Source organism: Sulfurovum sp. bin170, assembly GCF_010892395.1.
GTDB lineage: Bacteria > Campylobacterota > Campylobacteria > Campylobacterales > Sulfurovaceae > UBA1140.
Genome location: NZ_JAACKB010000386.1, coordinates 1 through 5,655 on the forward strand (window position 1 = coordinate 1; position 5,655 = coordinate 5,655).

The following is a 5,655-nucleotide window of genomic DNA, read 5'->3' on the forward strand; positions in this document are numbered from 1 at the left end:
AGGTGGAATCGAAGTTGGTATGCCACCAAATGAAGCTGGTATGTCAAGAAACGATACTGACTTTTTACATGTATATAACTGGAAAAAGTTAGCTAAACTTGTTAAAGATAAGAAAAACTACAATGTTATTAATGGTCATAGAATTGTTCCAATGGAAGTATCTGTTGCCAATGATTGTCTATTTTTGATTCCAGAGCCAAAATCTCCACACGGTGTTGATGTCTCTCCTGATGGTGAGTATATTACGGTTTGTGGTAAGCTAGATACTCACGCTTCTGTTTATAAATGGAGCAAAATCAAAAAGCTTATAGCTGATAAAAAGTATATTGGAGCAGACCCTTATGGTATTCCGATTCTTGATATGAAAGAGTCACTTCATGGTCAAGTTGAGTTGGGTCTTGGGCCATTGCATAATCAGTACTCAAATGTAGATGGTGAGATTTATACTTCACTCTATGTTGATAGTCAGATTGTAAAATGGAACTATAAAGATTTAAAAGTTCTTGACAAAGAGAATGTTCACTACAATGTTGGACACCTTTGTGGAATGGAAGGAAAATCTGCTGACCCTCAAGGTAAGTATATTATCTCTCTAAACAAATTGGCAATTGATAGATTCCAAAATGTTGGACCATTGCATCCACAAAATCACCAGTTGATTGATATTCGTGGAAAGACTATGGACTTGCTTTATGATATGCCAATTCCTTTGGGTGAGCCTCACCAAGCTGTAGCGATTAGAGCTGAAAAGCTTCATCCACATGTGCGTTATCCAATGGGTACAAACTCCAAAACAGGCGAGATTCATATTGGTAAAACACTTGCTGGTCAAGAGAAAATCGTAAGAGATGGTAAAAATGTAACTGTATTTGCAACTATGGTTCGTTCACATATTAACCCAGAGAGAATCACGGTTAACAAAGGTGACATTGTTACTATGCACATTACCAACCTAGAGAGAGCTCAAGATGAGACTCATGGATTTACCGTTGACCACTATGATGTACATATGTCACTCGAACCAGGTGAGACTTCTACTATCAAATTTGAAGCTGATATTGAGGGTGTATTCCCTTACTACTGTACAGAGTTCTGTTCAGCACTTCACCTAGAGATGATGGGTTATCTAATGGTTAAAGACCCAGATAAGAAGTATGTATCTGCTCAAAAACTTAAGATGAAAACAATGACTCCTGAAGAGTTAAAAGCTGAATATGACAAAACTGTTGCTGTAAACACTGCGACACAAGCTGTTATTGATAGTGTTGTTAAATTCTTAAAAGACAATAAATTTAGTGACCATAAAGTGGTAGCTGACCTTGTTGATGATGCCTTTGCACAAGCTGGTCAAATCCCTGAACAGAAAAGACTTGCTGATGAAGCTGTCAAAGCTGGTGATATGGACAAAGCGATTCTATTTGAAAACATGATTTGGCAACTTATGGTTAAGACTGCTGATGTTGGAATCAGAGCTAAAGACGCATTGGTAAGACTTATTGCTACTCCTCAATCAACTCAGGTTCAAAGAGGTCAAAAAGCCTTTGATGAAGGTGGATGTGGTGGATGTCATGTTGTTGGTAAAGTATCATCAGGTCCTGACTTGACTGGTGTTCTTGAGAGACACGGTAAAGATAGTGCTAAATGGGTAGCTGACTTTATTAAAGAGCCAGAAAAAATGTACAAAGACCCTTATGTTGATGCTATGATTAATAGCTTTAACCTTAAGATGCCTAACCAGCATATGAGTGATGAAGAGATTCAAGATATTATTGAATACTTTAAATGGATTGATGCGAACGCTAATCTGTTTTAATCGTTGCTCTTTTTACTCTTACAAGATGGGATTTCCCCATCTTGTATTAATCTTGATATAAATCATATATACAAATTCCCCTTTTCACTATAATAACTTATATCTATAATATAAATAAGATAAAGTTATAAAAATCATAAGTTGAGGGTTCACCTGAAGCCCTGAGTTTATAATTTACAAAATCACACACAAAGGGTAATAATGCATCCAAGTTTTATGAAGTCAAAGATATTTGCTACATTGGCACTGCTCATTATGACTGTCGCTTTTACATTTCCAATGATAGCATTTCATGGGACACTCAATAAGATTGATGAGGGCAAAACGGAGGATATTTCAGCTCTAAATAAGTCGGTTTGGAATCTCTATAATCAGGGACGATATAAGAGTATTGCCACGCCAAAAGAGTCTCATGATAATCTTGATGGGATGATAAAAAGTATGTCTGAGATTGGGGTGGCTTCCCTGCCTATTTGGGCTGTTTCACTAGAGGCTCCAAACTATCCAAAAGAGGCTTTTCCAGAGGGGATTCCTGTATTTTTTCACTTTGATGGATTTAGTGGAGAGGTACATGAGATGAATGTTATCAACCACTATGTTGGGATGGATCCGATGTGGGTTGGTGGACAGTGGGAGCGAGAGATTGGGATTTATGCTCTTCTTCTTCTTTCGTTGTTTATGATTTACTTTATTTCTTATAATAAGAAAATTTTCTCTTATGCGATGCTGATTCCTGTCTCACTGCCTGTATTATTTATCGCTGATTACTCCTATTGGTTGTATTGGTTTGGTCATAATCTTCATGATTGGGGTGCGTTCAAGATTAAACCATTTATGCCTACCGTGTTTGGTGATGGGAAGATTGCACAGTTTGTGACACACTCATATCCTACCATTGGGTTCTATCTGATTGTTGTGATTTCGTTGTTGAGTCTGTTGGCGTTTTTTGCGAGACAGAAAGCCATGAGAGCGACTGCGTAGGGTGTGATTGCTATCACACCTTTAATTGGCATAAATAAAATATTATTTTGAAATGGATGGTGCGATAGCAATCGCACCCTACAAAGGTTGAAATTTGATTAGACTTCTAATAGTTTTTTTATCACTGTTCATGTTTCTAAATGCTAACGCTTTGCAAGATGCGATAGATAAGGCTCCAGAGGGTTCAATCCTGAAATTACTAGCAGGAGTTTACAAAGGTTCTATTGTTATCAAAAAACCTCTAACCATTATAGGTAAAGAGGGTGGTGTTATCATAGATGGTGAAGGCAACGGAACGGTTATAACTATAAATAGTTCGTTTGTAACACTAAAAAATCTAAAGATTATAAATAGTGGAGAGTTGACCCATACACTGGACGCTGGGATTCTGGTCAAAGAGTCCAAGCAGTGTGAGATTAGTGATTGTGTGATTGATGATTGTCTATTTGGGATTGATATGCAGATGGTGAGCAATTCATTGATAGAGAATAATTTCATCCGTTCAAAAGATTTTGATTTGGGTCTTAGGGGTGATGGTCTGCGTCTTTGGTATAGTCATGATAATATTGTCAAGAAAAACAGGCTAATAAAATCAAGAGACATGGTGGTTTGGTATTCTCATGGAAATATTATAGAAGAGAACTATGGGGAGTATGGTCGTTACTCTCTGCATTTTATGTATGCAGGTAAAAATATTGTCAAAAATAACACCTATAAGTACAATTCGGTAGGAATATTTTTTATGTACTCCAAAGATACCATCGCTACAGGTAATTTGGTTCAGAGTTCACTAGGTGCTACGGGTATGGGAATTGGGTTGAAAGATGTATCGAATTTTACGATTAAAAATAACACGGTCATCTACTGTGCTCAAGGACTCTATATAGATAGGTCACCGTTTGAGCCTGATACGCATAACTGGATTGAGAATAACAGTATACTATATAACTCCGAGGCGTTACATTTTCACTCACTTAGCGAAAATAATATTATTAAAAACAATACCATAATGGGGAATATAGAGGATATAGTAAACGATAGTAGAGGAAGCAAAACGAACGAAAATGAGATAGAGGGTAACTATTGGGATAACTACACAGGGTTTGATAGGGATAATGATAATGTGGGCGATACCTCTCACAAAGTCTATCAATACGCAGACCAACTTTGGGTCTATAATCCTGATGTGAAGTTTTTTTATGGGTCACCTGTAATATCACTACTAAATTTCTTGGCAAAATTGGCTCCATTTTCGGAACCGATATTTTTGCTTGAAGATAAAAAACCAAAAGTAAGGTTGGAGGTAAACAATGGGTAAAATTAAGACAGAGAGACGAGAGTTCATCAAATATTCAACACTTGGTGTTTTGGGTATGGCATTGGCAGGTGGAGTGGGTTTAAGCCCCTATTTAGTAGCTGATGAGAGACGATTGCGACCTCCTGGGGCAGTCGATGAGCATGAATTTTTAGGACTCTGTATCAAGTGTGGTCAGTGTTTGCAGGTCTGTCCTTATCACTCCATAGAACTGGCAGACTGGGGTAAAGGTCATGGAGTGGGAACGCCGTATATAGATGCAAATGTTCGTGGATGTTGGGCGTGTGAGGCTGTGCCTTGTGTTTTGGCTTGTCCAACTGGGGCGTTGGATCATGCTTGTGAAAAGGCAGAAGATATAGAGATGGGGATTGCTGTGTTGCAGTTCCCACGAAGCTGTTTGGCTGTCACGAGAAAGCCGATTCCTGCTGGGTACAGTGATAAAATGTTGAGTTTTATCAAAGATGAGAATAATGTCACGGAGTATGAGAGAGAGGTTTTAGAGAAGTTTAACAATCGAGAGGGTGACCCTTGTACGCTTTGTGCCGATATGTGTCCGATGCCAAATCCACTCTCTGCTATTGAGATGGTGCAAACATTTATTGGGATTATAAAGCCTGTTATCTATGATGGGTGTACAGGGTGTGGGGTGTGTCAAGAGGTCTGTCCAACTGCTATACCATCAATTGTGATTAAACCACGCGTGAGCTATAAAGAGCAGTATGGAAGAGGAAGACATTAATGATTAGAAAAAGAATAGTAAATATATTGGAATCGGAGGCTTTAGCCCCGAATAAGACGAGGCTGAAGCCATCGTTTCCTATACTCTTATTAGGTTCAATATTTGTTTTGTTTGTAGGTTGTGGTGATGATGATGTAAAAGAGCAAAGCAAAATAGTAGAGACAACCATCGCACCAAAAATTGAGATTGTGGCTAATGAGAATCCCAAAGAGATAAAGGTTTCAGTAAAAGAGAGTAACGGTTCGCAGGAGAATGTATTCTATAAAGGAATGAAAAATGACCTAAAACATGGTTACGACCCACATAGTCAACCAGCCAATGAGGATGCTTCTGTGAGGGTGAAACCTAGAACTCAAATAGATGCCAATATGCATGTGCGAAGTCCTTATGAGCAGTTGCGGATTGAACTTTTGGTAAAGAAACTTAGCAAAGAGTTTATTGTGAAGTGTTCGGCTTGTCATGATGACTATGCCAATGGGGTGATTGGACCATCACTGCTTGGCAAAAGTTCAGATGAAATTTTTGAAAGTATCGTGGCGTTTAAGAATGGAACCAAAAGTAATGTCTTGATGGATGGACTAATCGACCGTATGAGTGAGGAGAATATCCGTAAATTAGCCAATGAAATTTCGGCATTTAATGAAAAAATAGAAGAGATGAGGAGTAAGTAGATGAAAAATATAATCGTGGGGATTTTAACTCTTGTGATTGTTGCTTTGATGGCACTGACATTTATGGGTGGTGGAGCCTATCATGGTGGAAATCATGGTAAGGTAATAGCCGATATGGGCAGTGGTAGCGTAGCCA

5 protein-coding genes are annotated in these 5,655 nt (G+C 38.3%); all 5 read left to right on the forward strand.

The annotated features are described in order from the left end of the window. Positions 1-1,813, forward strand: a 1,813-nt coding sequence (locus GSY74_RS09145) for a c-type cytochrome (RefSeq protein ID WP_164664798.1), incomplete at its 5' end; no start/stop codon positions are given. A gap of 201 nt (positions 1,814-2,014) precedes the next feature. Next, the gene (locus GSY74_RS09150) at positions 2,015-2,794 is read left to right on the forward strand and encodes a cytochrome C (RefSeq protein ID WP_164664799.1); all 780 of its coding nucleotides are present in this window, start codon (positions 2,015-2,017) and stop codon (positions 2,792-2,794) included. A 130-nt stretch (positions 2,795-2,924) separates the two neighbouring features. Beyond that, positions 2,925-4,112: a nitrous oxide reductase family maturation protein NosD gene (locus GSY74_RS09155; protein WP_370518795.1), complete on the forward strand. Its 1,188-nt coding sequence runs from the start codon at positions 2,925-2,927 to the stop codon at positions 4,110-4,112. Continuing rightward, positions 4,105-4,848: a 4Fe-4S dicluster domain-containing protein gene (locus GSY74_RS09160; protein ID WP_164664801.1), complete on the forward strand. Its 744-nt coding sequence runs from the start codon at positions 4,105-4,107 to the stop codon at positions 4,846-4,848. The genes GSY74_RS09155 and GSY74_RS09160 overlap by 8 nt, the downstream gene beginning before the upstream one ends. Continuing rightward, positions 4,848-5,519 (forward strand): hypothetical protein, encoded by a 672-nt coding sequence (locus GSY74_RS09165; RefSeq protein ID WP_164664802.1) that lies wholly within the window; start codon positions 4,848-4,850, stop codon positions 5,517-5,519. The genes GSY74_RS09160 and GSY74_RS09165 overlap by 1 nt, the downstream gene beginning before the upstream one ends. Positions 5,520-5,655: the final 136 nt, after the last annotated feature.